The following is an 18,559-nucleotide window of genomic DNA, read 5'->3' as shown; positions in this document are numbered from 1 at the left end:
ACCTTTTTTTGTGCCTGAAATTTACAATTAATTAGGTGGCTTGAAAGCCTCGCCCCGGATATGTTGTTACTATTACATTTATGGGGGGCAGGATTGATCCTGCTTTTTTTAACCCTTTAAATATAGAAATTGATATTATTTTTACCGTTAAGTTGATCCATCGTTTAATACAATGATATAAGTTAGGTTCGCGTTAACATATTCTCCATTACAAGGTTATCTCATGACAACTAAAAAAATAATTAGCACAGAACAAGCTCCAGCAGCAATTGGTCCATATTCTCAGGCAAATCAAATGGGCGAAATGATTTTTACTTCTGGTCAAATCCCATTAGATCCAAAAACAATGGAAATTGTAGAAGGTGGTATTACAGAGCAAGCTGAGCAAGTAATGAAAAATTTATTTGCTGTATTAGATGCTGCAGGCGCATCTGCTGAAACAGTGGTTAAAACAACTTGTTTTATTAAAGATATGAATGACTTTGTTGCATTTAATGAAGTGTATGGTAAATATTTTGCTGAACTCGCACCTGCACGTTCATGTGTTGAAGTTGCACGTTTGCCAAAAGATGTTTTAGTTGAAGTTGAAGCTGTCGCGTTTACCGCGAAATAAGGCTGAACTATGTCAGACCATCAAGTAGTTAAATTTTCTATTTTAGTCACTGGCTCTCCTGCTAGCCATCAAAGTGCATCAACAGCATATCAATTTTGTTGTGCTTTATTGGAAGCAGGTCATCAAGTTAGTGGTGTGTTTTTCTACTTAGATGGTGTATTGAATGCGAGTAACTTAGTGAGCCCTGCTACAGATGAAGTTAATTTGCCTGAATTGTGGTCAACATTAGCTTTGCAACACCAATTCCCTTTAGAAGTTTGTGTCGCAGCTTCATTACGCCGCGGTATTGTTAATGAACAAGAAGCTGAGCATTTAGCATTATCCAGTTACAATCTAAAATCTCCTTTTGTTTTAAGCGGGTTAGGGCAGTTAGCTGAATTATCAGCCAATTGTGATCGCCTAATGCAATTTTAAGGAAATGGTAATGGAAAAGAAGGTTGGTATTGTTAATCGACATTTACCACATGGTCAAAGCCATGCAAGAGAAGCATTAGATTTAAGCTTAGCATTATCCGCTTTTAATGAATCATTGAGTCTTTTTTTTATTGGCGACGGGGTTTATCAATTATTAGCAAAGCATCAAGCTGATATTATTTTGCAGAAAGATTTTCAGCCAATGTTACAAATGCTTGAGTTGTACGGTGTTGAACAAATTTATGTTTGTGAAGAATCTCTAGCGCTTCGTCATATTTCAGTAGACCAATTGGTTATTAAAACAACGCTGTTAAGTACTGAAAAAATTAACTCATACCTTGCTCAGCAAGATCAATTATTAAGTTTTTAAATGATATTACACACAATCAAAAGCTCTCCTTTGAGTACTTTTTCATTACAAGATTGTTTAAAGCATCTATCAGAACATGATTGTGTTCTTTTAATGAACGATGCTGTTATTGCGGTTAGTGCTTCCCTTGAATTACAACCTACCTTGCTGCAGTTACATGAAAGTAAGCGTTTATTTATATTACAGGATGATTTACAAGCGCGTGGTCTCCATGCAGATTTTGGCCAAATCATCGACTATGCTGGGTTTGTTGATTTAACGATTAAGTGTCAGAGTCAGTTAGCTTGGTAATACTGCCTTCACTAACTTTAAATTCATTATTTTTTATTTTCTGATTCCCTCTTTTTATTGCGACTTACCTTTTGTATTCACTTTTTTGTTTTGTGAACAAAAACACGATTGCCTAATTATTGACTCGCCATTCTAATCAGCGTAAACTCTTGCGACCCTAATCTTTAGGGTTTGATTTTTCACACACACTTAGGAGCTATTTAACAATGGCAACAATTTCACAATTGGTACGCAAACCGCGTAAGGACAAAGTTCAAAAAACTAACGTTCCTGCGCTAGAAGCGTGTCCACAAAAACGTGGTGTATGTACTCGTGTATATACTACTACACCAAAAAAACCTAACTCGGCAATGCGTAAAGTTGCTCGTGTACGTCTAACTAACGGTTTCGAAGTAACTTCGTACATCGGTGGTGAAGGCCATAACTTGCAAGAGCATAGTGTAATCTTGATCCGCGGCGGTCGTGTAAAAGATTTACCGGGTGTTCGTTACCATACAGTTCGTGGTGCACTTGATACTTCAGGTGTAACAGCTCGTCGTAACGGTCGTTCTAAATACGGTGCTAAAAAGCCTAAATCTTAATACTTTCCGTAAGTAAGGCCAAACAAACACTATTTTAAATTTAATATGTTTTGGGTAATATCCTGAAGCGCACGGAGAAATAAGATGCCAAGAAGACGCGTCGTAGCTACTCGTAAAGTACTACCAGATCCTAAGTTTGGATCAGAAATCCTAACAAAATTCGTTAACGTAGTAATGGTTGACGGAAAAAAATCTATTGCTGAAAAAATCGTTTACGGTGCTTTAGCAACTGCTGCTGAAAAAAGCGGCAAAGATCCAATGGAACTTTTTGAAGTTTCTTTAGAAAACATCCGCCCAAGCGTCGAAGTTAAATCTCGTCGTGTTGGTGGTTCAACATACCAAGTGCCTGTAGAAGTTCGTCCTTCTCGTCGTAATGCTTTAGCAATGCGTTGGTTAGTTGAAGCTTCTCGTAAGCGTGGTGAAAAATCAATGGCATTACGTCTAGCTGGTGAGCTAGTTGATGCAGCAGATAACAAAGGTTCTGCGGTTAAGAAACGTGAAGACGTTCACCGTATGGCTGATGCAAACAAAGCGTTTGCTCACTACCGTTGGTAGAAAATTCTTAGCACAGGCTTTAGCTTGTGCTTTTTCGTTTCTATTTGCACAAAGCTTTATTTAAAAAGGACATTGCATTGTCACGTACAACTTCTATTGAGCGCTACCGTAATATCGGTATTGTAGCTCATGTCGATGCAGGTAAAACTACTACTACAGAGCGTGTGTTGTTCTACACTGGTGTATCTCACAGAATTGGTGAAGTACATGATGGTGCAGCAACGATGGACTGGATGGAGCAGGAGCAGGAGCGTGGTATTACTATCACCTCAGCTGCGACTACTACTTTCTGGAAAGGCATGCAAAACCAGTATGAGCAGCACCGCATTAATATCATTGATACACCAGGACACGTAGATTTCACTATTGAAGTTGAACGTTCATTACGCGTGTTAGATGGTGCAGTCGTTGTATTTTGTGGCTCGTCAGGTGTGGAGCCTCAATCAGAAACTGTATGGCGCCAAGCTAACAAATACCACGTTCCGCGTATCGTATTTGTTAATAAAATGGACCGTACTGGTGCTGATTTTGAGTCTGTACTTGAGCAAATTCGAACTCGCTTAGGCGCAACTTGTGTTCCTATTCATTTGAATATTGGTACAGAAGAGAACTTTAGCGGGGTTATCGACCTCATTAAAATGAAAGCGATCAATTGGAACGATGCAGATCAAGGGATGACATTTGAATATGTTGAAATCCCAGCTGATTTATTAGATCACGCGCAGTCTTTGCACGAGGAACTAGTAGAAACAGCAGCAGAAGCAAATGATGAACTGATGGAAAAATACCTCGAAGAAGGTGAACTTTCCGAAGAAGAAGTCAAAGCAGGTTTACGTATTCGTACGTTAAATAATGAAATCGTATTAGCAACATGTGGTAGCGCCTTTAAAAATAAAGGTGTTCAAGCAGTGCTAGATGCGGTCATTGATTATTTACCTTCTCCAGTAGAAGTTGAAGCGATTAAAGCTATCAATGGTGATACTGAAAAAGAGATTGAATGTCCTGCTTCTGATGACGCTCCATTTGCAGCACTTGCGTTTAAAGTGGCAACGGACCCATTCGTGGGTACGTTAACCTTTATGCGAGTGTACTCAGGCGTAGTTAAGTCTGGTGAACAAGTTTATATTCCGATTAAAGGTAAAAAAGAGCGTTTAGGACGTATCGTACAGATGCATGCTAATGAACGTAAGGAAGTCAAAGAAGTTCGTGCCGGCGATATAGCTGCTGCGATCGGTCTTAAAGACGTCACTACGGGCGATACGCTTTGTGTTGCTGGAAAGAATATTATTCTTGAGCGTATGGATTTCCCTGAACCGGTTATTCAAATTGCGGTTGAGCCAAAAACAAAGGCTGACCAAGAGAAACTTACGCTAGCACTTGATAAATTATTAGCTGAAGATCCTTCATTTCGTGTTGAAACAAATGAAGAGTCTGGACAAATACTGATCTCTGGTATGGGTGAGCTTCACCTTGATATCATTGTTGACCGTATGCGTCGCGAGTTTGCTGTGAACTGTAACGTGGGTAATCCACAAGTTGCATACCGTGAAACAATCCGTAAAACGGTTGAAATCGAAGGTAAATTTATTCGTCAAGGCGAAGGACCTAGCCATTATGGCCATGTCCAATTAAGACTAGAACCGCTTGAATCAGGTGCTGGTTTTGAATTTGTGAACGAAATGGCTGACAATGTTATTCCAAAAGAATACATTCCAGCAGTGAGCAAAGGCTGTGAAGAACAAATGAACCAAGGTGTGCTTGCTGGCTACCCAATGCTTGACGTACGAGTTACTTTACTAGATGGTACATACCATGAGGTTGACTCTAGCGAAATGGCATTTAAAATTGCTGGCATGATGGGATTCAGAGATGGAGCATTAAAAGCTGATGCAACCATTCTTGAGCCTCTAATGAAAGTTGAAGTAACAACGCCTGAAGATTGGATGGGCACTGTAGTCGGGGACCTTAATGGTCGTCGAGGTATTATTGAAGGAATGGACGATGGCCCAGGTGGTGTTAAAATCGTTCATGCCAAAGTACCGCTGTCTGAAATGTTTGGTTATGCAACCGCAGTTCGTTCAGCAACGCAGGGTCGTGCATCTTATTCGATGGAGTTTTTAGAATATGCTGATGCGCCTAAAAAAATTGCTAACGCAATTATTGAAGCGAAATAAAAAATAAATTAAACTAACGTCTTTCCATGTGATGGCATGTGGAGAGGTATTTACTGATAAAGAAGGTACACACTGTGTCTAAAGAAAAATTTGAACGTAATAAACCACATGTAAACGTAGGTACAATCGGCCACGTTGACCATGGTAAAACTACTTTAACAGCTGCAATCTCTGCTGTATTAACTAAAAAATTCGGTGGCGACACTAAAGATTTCTCTTCAATCGATAATGCTCCAGAAGAGCGTGAGCGCGGTATTACAATCAATACTTCTCACATCGAATACGATACAGAAACTCGTCACTACGCACACGTAGACTGTCCTGGACATGCCGATTATGTTAAAAACATGATCACTGGTGCTGCTCAAATGGATGGTGGTATCTTAGTTGTTGCTGCAACAGATGGTCCTATGCCACAAACTCGTGAGCACATCCTACTTTCTCGTCAAGTTGGTGTTCCACACTTAGTTGTTTTCTTAAACAAATGTGACATGGTTGATGATGAAGAGCTACTAGAATTAGTAGAAATGGAAGTTCGTGAACTTCTTTCTGAATACGATTTCCCAGGTGATGATCTACCAGTTATCCTTGGTTCTGCTCTTAAAGCTCTTGAAGGTGAAGCTGAGTGGGAAGAGAAAATCGTTGAACTAGCTGACGCATTAGATTCTTACATTCCTGAGCCTGAGCGTGACATCGACAAACCATTCATCCTACCAATTGAAGATGTATTCTCAATTGCTGGTCGTGGTACTGTTGTTACTGGTCGTGTTGAGCGCGGTATCATCAAAGTTGGTGAAGCTGTTGAGATCGTTGGTCTTAAAGATACTGTTACTACTACATGTACTGGTGTTGAGATGTTCCGTAAACTTCTTGACGAAGGTCGTGCTGGTGAGAACGTTGGTGTTCTTTTACGTGGTACTAAACGTGAAGACGTTGAACGTGGTCAAGTTCTAGCTAAGCCTGGTTCAATCAAGCCACATACTAAGTTCGAATCTGAAGTATACGTACTAAGTAAAGATGAAGGTGGTCGTCATACTCCATTCTTCAAAGGTTACCGTCCACAGTTCTACTTCCGTACAACTGACATCACAGGTGCTGTTGAGCTTCCTGAAGGTGTAGAAATGGTAATGCCTGGTGATAACCTTAAGTTCGTTGTTGAACTAATCGGTCCAATCGCTATGGATGAAGGTCTACGTTTCGCTATCCGTGAAGGTGGCCGTACTGTAGGTGCTGGTGTTGTTTCTACTATCATCGAGTAATAACTACTCTTTATAGTTTCAAACACATTCAAAAAAGAGAGCTTAGGCTCTCTTTTTTTATGTCTGTAGGAAAGTGGTTTTAAATTGTAGATGAGTGCTTCAATGTTGAATCAGAACTTGTTTTTAATCGAATTGTTTGATGTTCCAATTATTTAATAGAATTGGGATCTCTTTTGCTAAGATTGGCTTAGAAAATAAATATCCTTGTAGTACATCACAATCTAATTTTTTAAGAAATTTCCATTGCTCCCTTGTTTCTACTCCTTCCGCTACAACTTCTAATTTGAGTCCTTTAGACATCATAATAATTGCAGGAACAATACTCGCATTTTCTTGGTTATTAGCGTAATTATTTATAAAAGAGCGATCAATTTTAATAATATTGACAGGGATTTTATGTAAGCAACTTAAGGAGGCATAACCAGTTCCAAAATCATCAATCGCAATATTAAAGCCATGGTTAGATAACTGCTGTAGGAGCGCTTGTGCTTCCTCTTGATTGTCGAAAATAGCATTTTCAGTTATTTCTAATGTGACCATGCAAGGATCAATTTTTCTTTCTTTAACTATATTAATGAAGTTATCGGCCAAATTAGGGTTTCTAAATTGCTTGGCTGATACATTAATAGAGCACTTTAAATTAAGACCTGAGGTTATCCATTGTTGTTGCTGTATACAGGCTGTCTTAAAAACCCATAACCCAATTTCTTCAATTAAACCGGCTTCTTCAGCTATAGGGATAAATTCATCTGGCGTAATGTTATGGTATTTTTCTTCTGGTAAACGAAGTAATGCTTCTACTCCAGATATCTCTCCAGTTTTATTTTCAATTTGAGGTTGATATACCAAAAAGAAATCATCTTCTCGAATTGCTGTATGTAGCGACTGACGGATCATTACTGTTCGATTAAGCGCATCTTCTAAACCCTGCTCGTAAAAAGAAAAATGGTTTTTACCATTACGCTTTGAAAGGTACATTGCTTTATCAGCTCTTTTTAATAAGAGCCTTGATTGCTCTCCGTGAATTGGAAATAGAGCAATACCAATACTGGCACTAATATAGACAATTTTTTCTTTAATAATGATCGGAGCTGATAGGGTTTTTAATATTCTTTTAGCTGTATCTTGTATAAGACTTTGATCTTTAATATTAGGTAATATAAGTGTAAATTCATCGCCTGCAAATCGAGCTAATATATCGCCACTTCGTAAACATTGCTTTAATAATTTACTAACCTCTATTAACAATAAGTCACCACCATCATGACCTAATGAGTCATTTACTAATTTAAAACCATCTAGGTCGATAAATAAAAGGGCAAATGTTAGCTGTTGTTGTTTTGATATTGAGATCGTTTTATTCAAAAATTCATTGAACTGTACACGGTTAGGTAAATTGGTAAGAGGATCTTGATAAGCGAGGATTTCTATTCGCTCTTGTTGTGCTTTTAGTTGTGAAATATCCTTATAGGCGCCACGGTAACCGATTGTTTTCCCATATTTAATAATAGGATTGCCAGTAGTAAGTAATACTCTTTCTGTACCATTTTTATGTTGGTAACGAGTTTCAAAGCCTTCTAGCTCATGTTGAGTTTGCATAGAATTGATTAATTTTCGTATATTGTTCGTGGCTGAATGAGCAATAAAATCAGTCATTGGGCGGCCAATGATTTCCTCTTGTGAATAGCCTAATACTTGTTTAACACCATCTGAGCTGTATTTAAAACATGCTTTGCTATCAATTTCCCAAAGCCAGTCTGAAGCACTATGAGCAATATCACTAAATTTCTTTTCTGCTTCACTTAAACGATGAACATGTATCTGATTTTTTAATGCCGAAGAAAAAAGAGTAAGTAGTCCTTCGTATATTGCTCCTTTGCCTACTGCAAGGTCGAGTACACAGGTACCAATAAAGTCCTCTTTAAAAGATAAAGGCATAACAACTAAAGCAAATAATTGATCGTACGCTTTAACGTTAGGTGGCATTAATTCAGAGGAAGGGTAAGGGGAGTTTGAAGTGCTTAAATGTTCTTTATTCTGCATGGCAAAAACACTACTCATTAGTGTTTTATCTTCACCTAAATCTTCAAAAATACTGATATAACAATCGCTAAAATTAAGGCCATCTTGTAAATTTTGAGCTATTTCATTAAGGTTAAATTCTGAATTTAGTTGAATACCAATTTCCCTGATACTACCTAAATATTTTTCTGTTTCAAAACTACGATAGTGACTTGCTTTAATATTACATCGCTGCGCTATTTTGCATAGGTCACTAGCAATTTTGACGGCTTTACTTTTGTTATTAATTCTATCAATCGATTGGATTAATCGATGATGAACTGCTTGCGCAAGTTTATTCCATAAGGATATTTGATCTGTTTTTATGGCCGACTCTAAATGCTTAGTAAAATATGCAATTAATTGATGGCTCATTTCATCTTTTAAATCTGCAAATAGCATTATGGTGAGCGTGTGTGAGATATCCTGATTAACATATTTTTGTTGTTCAGGTGAAATGGCGCTAATGACTTGTTCTAATTCTTCTTGAATATTTTCCAAATCTACTATGTTTTTGGAGTTAACTGTCTTTGGTAAACTAGATAACAGGAACAAATCAGCGTCTGATTGCAGGCAACCACAAGATTCCCTTACGGCTAATGATGTAGGAAGTACAGTATTTTCAGTTATTGTATTTCCTTCAATCAATGTTATTAGTTTTTTAGCTGCGTTCCATCCCAGTTCATAGGTTGGTTCTATTATGCTTGTTAGTGGAGGCTCTGAAAAAAGGCTGTCCATATCTCCCATGCTACCAGTCACAATGATATCTTCTGGAACCTTTATTCCTTTTTTGTTTAATATGGTGATAATGGAAATAGCTTGACTGTCTGTACTCACAACAATTGCTTGAGGCCATTCTATTTTAGGCTTGGTTAGCAGTTCATCAAGTAGAGGAATTGGCTCATTAGTTGACATATCACTAGTAATATACATTCCAGGATTAAGGCTTAAACCATGAGTTGCTAGTGCCGATTCAAAATATTGCTTTTTATGTTGAGTGGAAAGGTGAGTTCCTGTTGGGCCTGCAAATGCAAAACGTTGAACATGGTGTTCACCGATTAAATGCTCTACTAATTCTTCAATTCCCTGCTTGGGAGTATAACCAACATCAAGATAACCAGGGATAGAACTAGCGACAGTAATCACAGGGATATGTGAAAATTGCTCTAAAAATAGCAATTGTTCTTCTATTGAAATAAATCGACTCAATGCCCCCATTGGAATAATTAAACCATCAATCGCTTTCTTATCAATCAGCTCAAAAATTCTATCTCGAGACATATTCGTTTTAGCTGGTTTAGCAAATTCAGCGCCACTAAAACAAAGAATATTATACTGCTGTTGAGTCGCATAATCTTTAGCACCAAAGATGATGCCTTCAGAGAAAGGAGTTGCCATCATATTGGTTAATATGGCAATAGTAGGGAAGTTATTTTTTAGATGATTAATATTCATTTAATCACCTTAAATAATAATTTATTTAATTTATTTAATTTATTTTGATAGTCGTTAATCTTAATCACGATAACCATATCCCTATTATTTTGCTAATAAGATCATTAATATTAGTACCAATCGTAGTAAATAGCAGTTCTATTTTACTGGTTAAAATCACTCGATTCTTGGTTACAAATTTCGTTAATCGAATAACCATTTACGTCCATTTGCGCCTCTTAGTGGATTGTTGTTTCAACGCAAAATTTAGATCACATACTTAATGGAATTAGAATAAAAATAGGTAGGGTGATCTTTGTTGTAAATTAGTTTACAGCTTATTTATATTTTTGCAGTGTTGAATGTTTTATTTTGAGAATTCTGTGCTGTTGGACAATAAATATCATGCGATTATTCAAGAGAAAAATTTAATAAATGATGAAAGGGGGGAGGGCTTAACTTAAATTTAAATTGGACATTAATAAATCTAATGCTTGGTATTGGTATGTTGTCATTTTTCTCATGTATTTTAGGTGACTAATATTTATCAATTCTAATTAATAAAACGACTATTTATGCTTAAATTACTCTCCTCAATGCCTGCATTTACATTGCTACTTGCTATCATATTTGAAGTCATAGCGACTTCGCTACTACCTAAGACCCAACAATTTACACAGCTAATAACGACTGTAATAGTGCTGTCTTGTTATGGGCTAGCCTTTTTTTTGTTATCTATCACAGTTAAATCAATCCCTGTTGCTATTGCTTATGCTATCTGGTGCGGAGCTGGCATTTTTTTGGTGACTATGATTAGTTGGCTCTGGTATGGACAGCAACTTGACTGGGTCGCAGTTCTCGGTATTACCTTTATTCTAATAGGGAGTATTATTATCAATGTCTTTTCAAATACTATCAGTCATTAACAGCAATTCAGAATAATTGTTAATCATGTCATAGTCCTGTCATAAAAATAGATTACCTTAACCGCTTTTAAATTAAGGGTATATCTATGCTTCCTTCACAACGAGCATTAATGGCTTTTGAGGCCGTCTCTAGGCTTGGTTCAATTGGTGCTGCGTCACGTGAGTTACACGTTACACAGGCGGCTGTTAGCCAGCAATTAAAAAGCCTTGAAGAATTTTTGGATTGCACTTTATTTATTCGCAATCAACGTGGTGTCACTCTTACTCAGGCAGCCCAGCAATACTTGCCTGTTGTTTCTGGCTCTCTGCACCATCTTAAATTACAAACACAGATTTTATTTGGCAAGCAACAATCTGATGTATTACGTATTAAAGCAAACACTTCAATTGGCCATAACTGGCTGATACCAAAGTTAGGTGATTTCACCCAAAGGTTTCCTTTTATCAAATTAGATTTATCACTCGTTGACTGGCCTTCAAGAGATGCTTGTAAAGATGCAGACGTTGAAATAACCAATGGTTTTATTGCGAATGATGATATTCAATCTGAACGCTTGTGCCAAGAACAGTGGGTCATGGTCTGTAGCCCAACATTTAAACGCAAACATTATGCTGAACTGGCTAATAAAGATATTTCTCATCTACCAGCAATCCAAGTTAAAGGTTATGAGGAAAGCTGGATGCAGTGGTTGTGTTATCTGAATATTCCTCCCGTTGAGCCCAATATTAAACTTGAAATCAATAACTCACTGCATGCTTTAGAGGCTGCCAAACAAGCAATAGGTTTATTGCTTGTTCGCTCATTTGTAGCTGCAAAGGCATTAGCTAGTGGTGAGTTGGTATTGGCGCTAAACGGCAGTATGCCCTCAGATTCAAGCCATTACATTATCACGCCACATAAACGTAGCGCGAAGATAAACTTTTTTTGTGATTGGTTGCATCAGCAAGATATCCAAGGGGTAACAGCAGATACCTTTTCTAACGAAGAATTGGTTGGCCATTAGTTTTTCTTGGGTTTGACAGTGGAAAATATAATGTTTTCTAAAGCAATGTTGTCACAGAGCCTACTTAATATACACATCATACAGTTAAGGAAAATACTATGATGAAAATTAATTCACACACACTTTCGGAAAAATTAAAGGTATTGCTATTTATTGCTCCTTTATTAATTCCGCTTTTAACTTTTTGGATCGTTCCATTTGGTTGGAGTGTTTATATTAGCTTTACTGACTGGGATTATATTTCTCCAGAGTACAGTTATGTTGGTTTTGAAAACTACCAATACATGCTTGAAGATAGTCAATTTTTACAAGCATTAAATAATACCTTTGTATTTGCGCTTGGTGTGGTCATTCCAACTGTGATGTTAGGTTTAGCTTTTGCTCTTCTGTTGCATAAAAACTTTCGTGGTAGCCAATTATATCGTGCGGTTATATTTTCACCTTGGATAACGCCTACTGTTGCGGTTTCTATTGTTTGGTCTTGGGTTTTTGAAACTAAATCGGGCTTAGCAAATTTACTACTTGGCAAAATTGGATTTGCACCTATCCCATGGTTAGAAAGTGGTGATACTGCGATGATCGTTGTCATGATCGTAACAATATGGCAAGGAGTTGGGTGGACCATGTTATTTTTTATCAGCGCCTTAAATAAAATTCCTGAATCATTATACGAAGCTTCATTAATTGATGGTTGTAGCCCGCTAACACGTTTTATAAAAATTACTTTACCACTTATTTCACCAACCACTTTTTTCTTGGTTATCGTTAACATGATCACCGCGATTCAAGCATTTGATCAATTCCAGATATTAACTCAAGGTGGCCCAAGTGGCAGTACCCGTACGCTGTTATACCTTTTCTATCAGCAAGCCTTTGAGCTATACGATATGGGCCCTGCAGCTGCAACATCGCTTATTATTTTACTGATCACTGGTGTGCTAACGCTTATTAACACCGAGATGGGTAAACGTTGGATATATTACTAAGGAACTCGTTATGACAACGCAAACTATTCCCCTTCCAAGGGCTATGCAACAAGATGAGAAGTCAACATTAACAGTTTTATTGGCTTTGTTTAAACAACGCAAAACTGTCACTAATGGGGTTTCAAAATCGATATTCAGTAAATCGTTAAAGCATGTTTTTTTAATATTTTCTGGACTCATTATGGTTTTTCCATTTGTTTGGATGTTAATGGGATCGATGAAATCTAACGATGAAATATTTAGCAATCCGATGAACCTGTTTCCTGAGCAATTTCGTTGGGAATCTTTTATTGAAGCGTTTAATAGTGCTCCTTTTGGTTTGTATATTATGAACAGTTTTACTGTTGCATTATTTACTACTTTGATCGTGATTGTTAATTCGGCAATGTTCGCTTATGCCATTACTCAGCTTAAATTTAGGTCGCAAACATTACTCTATTTCGTGGTCATGGCTTGTTACATGTTGCCTGGGGCTGTGACTTACATTCCTTCTTATATCACGCTAGCAAATTTGGGATTATTAGATAGCCACACGGGCTTAGTTATCTCTAATGCAGCAAGTGTTTTTGGTGTGTTTTATCTACGCCAAGTATTTTTAAAAGTGCATCCTTCTTTAATTGAAGCCGCGAGAATTGATGGCGCTGGAGAAGTGAAAATACTTTGGGCAATCGTATTGCCACAATGTAAAGCTGCTTTAGCGACTTTATTTTTAATTACTTTTATTACCAATTACAACAGCTACATGTGGCCAAGTTTATTAATTACCTCTCAAGATCTTAACCTGATTGCAACGGGAATCAGACAGTTCTTTATTGCTGAAGGCAACTACGGTTTAAATTGGTCACAAATTATGGCTGCTAGCAGTATTGCGGTACTACCACTATTAACCCTATTCATTATTTTTCAAAAGACAATTTTGTCAGGCATTGCCGATAACGGCGTAAAAGAGTAAATAACTATGAAACTTAAAAAACTAGCAATTTTATGTTCTACCGCAGCAGGCGCTTTAGCATTCTCAGCTAATGCAATGGCGACAACGGAAGTTAACTTTTGGTATTCAGGTGGGTCTAAACCACAGAGACTGATAACCGAACTGATTGAAGAATTTAATAGTTCACAAAGTGACTATGTAGTTAAAGGGGCGTTACAAGGTAACTACGATGAAACGTACCAGAAACTGCAAGCAGGTATGGCATCAAAAACTGCACCTGAATTTGTTTTACTTTATTCAAGTCAAGCGAAAATGATGGCTGCACGTAACTTAACACGTGATTTAAGACCTTATATGGATAAGGAATTTAATTATGATGACTTTATTGGTTCATTTCGTCAGCAAGTGACCAAGGATAATGGTGAAGTATATGCATTACCTGCTTACGGTACGACGCAAATTTTTTATTACAATAAGCTCATTCTAAAAGAGCATGGATTTAGCGTAGATGACCTAAATACTTGGCAAGGTGTTGCAAAAGTGTCTGCTGCTGTACAGAAAAAAGATGCTGCAGGTAACACAACATTCTATGGTTGGGAGCCAATGTGGGGACAAAACAACCTAATGGATGCTGCTTTTTCTAATGGCGCAAAAGTGATTAGTGATGATGGTAAAACCGTACTTATCGATTCACCTGAATGGATCACTGTTTGGGAAAGCTTCCGTCAATGGATCCACCAAGATAAAACGATGCGTATTCATCATGGTGGCCAAGGATGGGAATATTGGTACAAAACAATTGATGATGTAATGAAAGACCGTGCTCTAGGTTATACCGGTTCATCGGGTGACCAAGGTGATCTTGATTTTACAAAATTAGCTGCAACAGTACAGCCGGGTTGGGGAGAGCACCCAGCTAATCCACAAGCAGGCGTTGTTAGCTTCTTAATGCCAAAAGGCACTGATGAAGAAGCGGCAAAAGGGGCATTTGAGTTTATGAAGTTTTATACGAATGCCAAAAATACTGCACATTGGTCAATGCAAACTGGTTATATCCCTGTGCGTAACAGCGTGAAGAATGTTCCTGAATATCAGGCATATACAGAAGAAAACCCACAGGCTTTAATGCCACTTAAACAAGCGGAAATGTCGAGAGAAACCTTTTTTGACCCGACGAACGGACGTATTCTCGATGCGTTAAGTATTGCTGCGGATCAGGTTCAAATTGAAAATATTCCTGCTGAGAAAGCACTAAAAGAAGCTGCTAAACGCGCACAGCGTGCATTAGATCGAGCTAATCGTTAATTGATATTGATCGGGGTGATGGGATGAGTGTATTCAACCCATCCCCCAATAATAAGGAGCTACAATGTTGAATTTTAACGGTGAATTAACGTTTGGTCATCGAGTTTTAAATTTTAACGTTCGCGCTAACATTAAAACATTAACGATCACGGCGACGACGATTAAAAAAGGTTTTTTATATGCTTATCTGTATGACTGCGAACAGCAGTTACGCGCAAATTTATTATTTGAAAAAGAGAGTAAAAAACTTATTTTAACCGAGCAATCGGCTTCATTGGGGGGGATTCCTGGTCCTTTACCTGCTGGTGACTGGCAATTGCATTTATATAACCTTGAGGGGGAAAACAGGTCACCTAAAGCGATGCGTTACAGTGTTGATATTGAAGATAGTGATATTATTGATTCTCAGCACTGCAGTAATGAAAAACTACTTGCTACGAAGACTCAACCTTGTATCAATGTGAATAGTATTAATCATCATATAGATTTTGATTATGACTACTGCGTAAATAAAGAACCGCGTTGGTATCGAGGTGATTTGCATGCACATACACAATTATCAGATGGTCATAACAGTCTTGCTAGCGCAGTAAATATTGCAGAGCAACAATCGTTAGATTTCTTTTTTATCACTGAACATAATATCTGCCATCCTGCACTTCCTATTTCTGAGCGAACATTAATATTACCTGCAATTGAAGTAACGACCGATCAAGGGCACTTTAACGTCCATGGACCTCGACAATCTTTGAATATGCTAGAGGCCGATTATTCAAGTGCTGCGCTTATCGAACAGGGGATAAATTTAGTTGCAATCGATGAAGGTAACATCAGTATTAATCATCCAATGATGAAACCTTGGCATTGGCAATATCCAGATATTCCACTGAATAAAATCAATACCCTAGAAGTTTGCTGTGATCCCACTTGGTCAAGTTCCCCTAAAGCAACAGAAGAGGCATTAGCGTTGTTAACGCATCTTTGGAATGCAGGCTATCGTATTGCTGCAGTAGGGGGAAGCGATTCACACTTAGCACCACATGAGCGTAACCCCAATGCTATCGAAGCTTCTATTTATGGAGACCCAAGCACTTTTGTTTATGCGGATTGGTTATCAGGAAATGCGATTTTAAGTGGTCTACGTCAAGGGCATGTTTATATCGAACGCCAATGTGGTTTAGTGTTTAACATTAATGATGGCGCTTTATTACCGGGGCAAGATGCTGAAAATAATGTAGTTGAATATGCATTATCAGTGAATGATAGCCAATCACATTATTTTGCAGAATGTATTGCTGATGGCGAAATCATTGCCCGTTATCAATTATCTGCAGAAACGATCCTTTTTAATGTAGATATGAAAAACCATGGTTGGTTGCGTGTTGATATACGTCGCGGCCAGTTAAATGTGAATAATGAAAAAAATAATGCCGAGTTTGAGGGGCTAATTAACCCTATTTATAACGGACAAAATGCAACCTTTTCCCATCCTTTAATAGGTACTTGGGGTGAATTAACAGAGATGATAAAAGAAAATGAAGAATAAAGGATTACTGTTTGATAAAGATGGCACACTACTAGAATTCCATCAAATGTGGTTGCAAGTTGCGCATGGTGCAGCACAGGAAATACTGCATACTTTTGAGGCTGACAATAAAAATAGCCTAGCGGATAGCAAAGCATTATTAGCAGCGATTGGTGTATATGGTGATCATGTTGATAACCATGGTTTATTAGCATCAAACCCAGTTGAAGATACAGCATCAGCTTGGTACCAATTAATGCATTTAACCATCGATGAAGAAAAATTTAGTCAGCATGTAAAAAACGTTTTTAATCAGCAAGTGGAAGATAACCCATCTCTTATTCAAGCATTACCAGGGGTTAAAGATAAACTTATTGAGTTAAAGAAAAGAGGTTTTAAGCTAGGAGTGGCCACAGCAGATACAAAAAATGCAACAATTTATAGCTTGGTACAAAGTCAACTACATGATCTGTTTGATTTTGTTGGTTATTCCGATGGTGATATCGAGCCTAAACCGGCTCCAGCACTACTCACCGCTTTTTGTGAACACTGCAATTTAGCACCACAGCATGTCATTATGTTTGGTGATACTGTTTCAGATATGCACTTTGGACGTAATGCTGGTGCCGCTACCATTGGGGTTTTAACAGGGACGGCAACTACCGAAGAATTAAAACCTCATGCGGATCATATACTCAATTCAGTTGCTGATTTTGATACTCACTTAACTAGTTATCTCAATTAACAAATAAGCACTCATTAAAATAATTATTAAAAATGGAAGAAAAATGGCTGAAGTAATATTACGTCAAGTTGAAAAACAATATTCAAATGGATTTAAAGCGGTTCACGGTATCGACCTGACTATCAAAGAAGGCGAATTTATGGTGTTTGTTGGGCCATCAGGTTGTGCTAAATCTACTACATTACGAATGATTGCAGGGTTAGAAGATATAACTGCAGGAGAGGTCATTATTGGTGATCGTTGCGTGAACCATTTACCGCCCAAAGACCGTGGTATTTCGATGGTATTCCAGAATTATGCGCTATATCCGCATATGTCCGTTTATGAAAATATGGCTTTTGGTTTAAGACAGCAAAAACTAGAAAAATTAGAAATAGAGCGACGTATTAACGAAGCGGCAGAAACCTTAGAGATCACTCAACTGCTAAATAATAAACCGGGTGAAATGTCTGGAGGGCAGCGTCAACGAGTTGCATTAGGTCGTGCAATGGTACGTAAACCAGATGTATTTTTATTTGATGAACCGCTGTCTAATTTAGACGCTAAATTACGCGTTTCAACACGTATTAGTATTGCGCAATTACATCAAGATTTAAAAGCTGAAGGTCAGAATGCGACCATGATTTATGTTACACATGATCAAGTGGAAGCAATGACTCTTGGTGATCGTATCTGTGTTCTTAATCAAGGTAGAATTATGCAAGTTGATACGCCAATGAACCTTTATCATCTACCCGCAAATAAGTTTGTTGCTGGCTTTATCGGCTCTCCTGCGATGAATCTTATTGTCGCGACCTTGATTAAAGAAAATGAGCATGTGTATACACAATTAGCCTGTGGCACACGCTTTTTATTGCCTGATGATAAAGCACAAAAGGTAAGTGATAAAATAGGACAAAAAGTATGGTTTGGTATGCGTCCTGAACATATATCAACGGTTGCCAACACCTCTCAAGCACCTTCAGAGCAGGGGGATATAGCGTTGACTCATATTAACGTCATTGAGTCGATGGGCAATGAACTTTATTTGTATTGTAAATTAGGGAATGAACAGATCATTTCACGTATCCCGTTTAATCCAGATGACAGCGTTAAGCATAATGAAGATCATTATATGAAATTTGATATGTCACATTGTCATCTATTTGATATTGAAACAGAGCAAGCACTGCTTTATTAGAAGTGATGCTACCCTAAAAAATCTGCAATCTTTATAGCGTTTTTTTAAACCGCTATATTTAGAGGAGAGTTAACACTCTCCTCTGTATTCTTCCTCAATAATTAATACCGATTACATTAAATATGCCATCTAAATTTTGCGCTGAAAAATAGTTTAATTCTAAGCAAAAATTTACGTAAATGGCTGTGCTATTTACGAAATTTAC

General features: G+C 37.7%; 17 protein-coding genes. 16 read left to right on the top strand and 1 reads right to left on the bottom strand.

Annotated features, from left to right (window positions below; translation table 11 throughout):
- The first annotated feature begins 223 nt into the window (after window positions 1-223).
- From E2R68_RS04885 to tuf, 8 genes are all read left to right on the top strand, one after another.
- Entirely contained in the window at window positions 224-613 is a 390-nt protein-coding gene (locus tag E2R68_RS04885) for a RidA family protein (RefSeq protein WP_134276379.1), read from the top strand.
- A 9-nt stretch (window positions 614-622) separates the two neighbouring features.
- Window positions 623-1,027: a sulfurtransferase complex subunit TusD gene (gene tusD, locus E2R68_RS04880; RefSeq protein WP_134276378.1), complete on the top strand. Its 405-nt coding sequence runs from the start codon at window positions 623-625 to the stop codon at window positions 1,025-1,027.
- A 10-nt stretch (window positions 1,028-1,037) separates the two neighbouring features.
- The gene (tusC, locus tag E2R68_RS04875; protein ID WP_243834601.1) at window positions 1,038-1,397 is read left to right on the top strand and encodes a sulfurtransferase complex subunit TusC; all 360 of its coding nucleotides are present in this window, start codon (window positions 1,038-1,040) and stop codon (window positions 1,395-1,397) included.
- A complete protein-coding gene (gene tusB / locus E2R68_RS04870; protein WP_134276376.1) occupies window positions 1,398-1,688 on the top strand; it encodes a sulfurtransferase complex subunit TusB in 291 nt (96 codons plus the stop codon).
- A gap of 206 nt (window positions 1,689-1,894) precedes the next feature.
- Window positions 1,895-2,269, top strand: a complete 375-nt coding sequence (gene rpsL / locus E2R68_RS04865) for a 30S ribosomal protein S12 (protein WP_134276375.1) — start codon at window positions 1,895-1,897, stop codon at window positions 2,267-2,269.
- Between the two features lie 84 nt (window positions 2,270-2,353).
- Window positions 2,354-2,824 (top strand): 30S ribosomal protein S7, encoded by a 471-nt coding sequence (gene rpsG, locus E2R68_RS04860; protein ID WP_134276374.1) that lies wholly within the window; start codon window positions 2,354-2,356, stop codon window positions 2,822-2,824.
- A 77-nt stretch (window positions 2,825-2,901) separates the two neighbouring features.
- Window positions 2,902-4,998 carry an elongation factor G gene (gene fusA, locus E2R68_RS04855; protein WP_134276373.1) on the top strand — a complete coding sequence of 699 codons (2,097 nt, stop codon included), beginning with the start codon at window positions 2,902-2,904 and terminating at the stop codon, window positions 4,996-4,998.
- A 74-nt stretch (window positions 4,999-5,072) separates the two neighbouring features.
- On the top strand, window positions 5,073-6,257 hold the full coding sequence (gene tuf / locus E2R68_RS04850) for an elongation factor Tu (protein ID WP_134276372.1): 1,185 nt from the start codon (window positions 5,073-5,075) through the stop codon (window positions 6,255-6,257).
- A 123-nt stretch (window positions 6,258-6,380) separates the two neighbouring features.
- Here the strand turns inward: tuf and E2R68_RS04845 are convergent, their stop codons facing one another.
- Entirely contained in the window at window positions 6,381-9,773 is a 3,393-nt protein-coding gene (locus E2R68_RS04845) for an EAL domain-containing protein (protein ID WP_134276371.1), read from the bottom strand.
- A gap of 554 nt (window positions 9,774-10,327) precedes the next feature.
- Between E2R68_RS04845 and E2R68_RS04840 the strand changes: the two genes are divergently transcribed.
- From E2R68_RS04840 to E2R68_RS04805, 8 genes are all read left to right on the top strand, one after another.
- On the top strand, window positions 10,328-10,678 hold the full coding sequence (locus E2R68_RS04840; RefSeq protein WP_134276370.1) for a DMT family transporter: 351 nt from the start codon (window positions 10,328-10,330) through the stop codon (window positions 10,676-10,678).
- Between the two features lie 86 nt (window positions 10,679-10,764).
- On the top strand, window positions 10,765-11,682 hold the full coding sequence (locus E2R68_RS04835) for a LysR substrate-binding domain-containing protein (protein WP_134276369.1): 918 nt from the start codon (window positions 10,765-10,767) through the stop codon (window positions 11,680-11,682).
- A 98-nt stretch (window positions 11,683-11,780) separates the two neighbouring features.
- A complete protein-coding gene (locus E2R68_RS04830; RefSeq protein ID WP_243834600.1) occupies window positions 11,781-12,668 on the top strand; it encodes a carbohydrate ABC transporter permease in 888 nt (295 codons plus the stop codon).
- A 10-nt stretch (window positions 12,669-12,678) separates the two neighbouring features.
- On the top strand, window positions 12,679-13,620 hold the full coding sequence (locus E2R68_RS04825) for a carbohydrate ABC transporter permease (protein ID WP_208380112.1): 942 nt from the start codon (window positions 12,679-12,681) through the stop codon (window positions 13,618-13,620).
- A 6-nt stretch (window positions 13,621-13,626) separates the two neighbouring features.
- On the top strand, window positions 13,627-14,904 hold the full coding sequence (locus tag E2R68_RS04820) for an extracellular solute-binding protein (protein WP_134276368.1): 1,278 nt from the start codon (window positions 13,627-13,629) through the stop codon (window positions 14,902-14,904).
- Between the two features lie 64 nt (window positions 14,905-14,968).
- Complete coding sequence (locus E2R68_RS04815) at window positions 14,969-16,450, top strand: CehA/McbA family metallohydrolase (RefSeq protein WP_134276367.1); 1,482 nt, start codon at window positions 14,969-14,971, stop codon at window positions 16,448-16,450.
- Window positions 16,440-17,174: an HAD family hydrolase gene (locus E2R68_RS04810; protein WP_134276366.1), complete on the top strand. Its 735-nt coding sequence runs from the start codon at window positions 16,440-16,442 to the stop codon at window positions 17,172-17,174. The genes E2R68_RS04815 and E2R68_RS04810 overlap by 11 nt, the downstream gene beginning before the upstream one ends.
- A gap of 43 nt (window positions 17,175-17,217) precedes the next feature.
- Complete coding sequence (locus E2R68_RS04805; protein WP_134276365.1) at window positions 17,218-18,354, top strand: ABC transporter ATP-binding protein; 1,137 nt, start codon at window positions 17,218-17,220, stop codon at window positions 18,352-18,354.
- Window positions 18,355-18,559 lie beyond the last annotated feature (205 nt).

This window comes from Psychromonas algarum, from assembly GCF_004376845.1.
Lineage (GTDB): Bacteria > Pseudomonadota > Gammaproteobacteria > Enterobacterales > Psychromonadaceae > Psychromonas.
This window is presented reverse-complemented; position numbering and strand designations above follow the sequence as displayed.

Coding starts and splice junctions, on each gene's coding strand:
- E2R68_RS04820 (WP_134276368.1), top strand. CDS start 13,627: ATGAAACTTAAAAAACTAGCAATTTTATGTTCTACCGCAGCAGGCGCT.
- E2R68_RS04885 (WP_134276379.1), top strand. CDS start 224: ATGACAACTAAAAAAATAATTAGCACAGAACAAGCTCCAGCAGCAATT.
- E2R68_RS04845 (WP_134276371.1), bottom strand. CDS start 9,773: ATGAATATTAATCATCTAAAAAATAACTTCCCTACTATTGCCATATTA.
- E2R68_RS04830 (WP_243834600.1), top strand. CDS start 11,781: ATGATGAAAATTAATTCACACACACTTTCGGAAAAATTAAAGGTATTG.
- E2R68_RS04840 (WP_134276370.1), top strand. CDS start 10,328: ATGCTTAAATTACTCTCCTCAATGCCTGCATTTACATTGCTACTTGCT.
- E2R68_RS04825 (WP_208380112.1), top strand. CDS start 12,679: ATGACAACGCAAACTATTCCCCTTCCAAGGGCTATGCAACAAGATGAG.
- E2R68_RS04810 (WP_134276366.1), top strand. CDS start 16,440: ATGAAGAATAAAGGATTACTGTTTGATAAAGATGGCACACTACTAGAA.
- rpsG (WP_134276374.1), top strand. CDS start 2,354: ATGCCAAGAAGACGCGTCGTAGCTACTCGTAAAGTACTACCAGATCCT.
- tusD (WP_134276378.1), top strand. CDS start 623: ATGTCAGACCATCAAGTAGTTAAATTTTCTATTTTAGTCACTGGCTCT.
- tusC (WP_243834601.1), top strand. CDS start 1,038: ATGGAAAAGAAGGTTGGTATTGTTAATCGACATTTACCACATGGTCAA.
- tusB (WP_134276376.1), top strand. CDS start 1,398: ATGATATTACACACAATCAAAAGCTCTCCTTTGAGTACTTTTTCATTA.
- E2R68_RS04815 (WP_134276367.1), top strand. CDS start 14,969: ATGTTGAATTTTAACGGTGAATTAACGTTTGGTCATCGAGTTTTAAAT.
- E2R68_RS04805 (WP_134276365.1), top strand. CDS start 17,218: ATGGCTGAAGTAATATTACGTCAAGTTGAAAAACAATATTCAAATGGA.
- E2R68_RS04835 (WP_134276369.1), top strand. CDS start 10,765: ATGCTTCCTTCACAACGAGCATTAATGGCTTTTGAGGCCGTCTCTAGG.
- rpsL (WP_134276375.1), top strand. CDS start 1,895: ATGGCAACAATTTCACAATTGGTACGCAAACCGCGTAAGGACAAAGTT.